Genomic DNA, 853 nt, shown 5'->3' with positions numbered 1-853 from the left:
AGCACATGCTGGCGCAATCTCTCGAGAAGGGCGACGCCCCGATTCAGGCCACCGGCCGGGCGTAGCGCGGCCGTCGCCTCGTGGCCGCCAGGTCGATCCCGCCCAGCAGCGCCGCCAGCTCCGCGGCGCTCAGCTCGACCCGCGTCGCCGCCGCGTCCGGCCAGCGAAAGGTCCCGCGTTCGAGCCGCTTCATCCAGAACGCGTAACCGTCGCCGTCCCAGTAAAGAATCTTGATCCGATCGCGTCGCCGGTTGGCGAAGACGAACAGGTGCCCGCTCAAGGGGTCGGCGTCGAGCTGATCGCGTGCCAGCTGGGCCAGGCCGTCGAAGCCCCGCCTCAGGTCGGTCGGGTCGACCGCGACGAAGACGCGGATCACCGCCGGGATGCGGATCACGGTCGGGCCTCCAGCAGGTCGAGCAGGCGATGCAAGGTCTCGGCGTCGAAGCCCGTCGGGATGGCCAACCGTCGCTTCGGGCCGAGGATCAAGTCGATCGTGCCCGATCCGTCACGCTGCGAGCCGTTGGGACTCGTCGACCCCGTGGGCGTGGTCACCACCGGCAGGAACCTGGGCTTCGGTTCGACCGCCGTCGTTTGCTCGGCCCAGACCTGTTCGACCCGCTGGCGAAAGGCCCGCTTGTGCAACCAGTTTCCCAGGCTCTTGGGTCGGATGCCCTGGCGGCGACAGAACTCGACCCGGGACAGCCCGCTGTCCTGGAACTGCCGGATCACCTCGGCCCAGTACCGTGCCCGATCGTCGCGCTCTGCCATCGCCTCGGCTCCTCCACGAGTGGTGAAGCACTCAGCGTGGCCCATCCCGAGCCAGCAAGGAAGTTGCGCTCAGCCGGACGCTTAC

2 protein-coding genes are annotated in these 853 nt (G+C 68.9%); both read right to left on the bottom strand.

Annotated features, from left to right (window positions below; translation table 11 throughout):
- Nucleotides 1–43 precede the first annotated feature (43 nt).
- On the bottom strand, nt 44–394 hold the full coding sequence (gene tnpB / locus HG800_RS26795; RefSeq protein ID WP_169981456.1) for an IS66 family insertion sequence element accessory protein TnpB: 351 nt from the start codon (nt 392–394) through the stop codon (nt 44–46).
- Nucleotides 391–768 (bottom strand): IS66 family insertion sequence element accessory protein TnpA, encoded by a 378-nt coding sequence (gene tnpA / locus HG800_RS26790; protein WP_169981454.1) that lies wholly within the window; start codon nt 766–768, stop codon nt 391–393. The genes tnpB and tnpA overlap by 4 nt, the downstream gene beginning before the upstream one ends.
- Nucleotides 769–853 lie beyond the last annotated feature (85 nt).

The organism is Tautonia rosea (assembly GCF_012958305.1).
Taxonomy (GTDB): domain Bacteria; phylum Planctomycetota; class Planctomycetia; order Isosphaerales; family Isosphaeraceae; genus Tautonia; species Tautonia rosea.
This window is presented reverse-complemented; position numbering and strand designations above follow the sequence as displayed.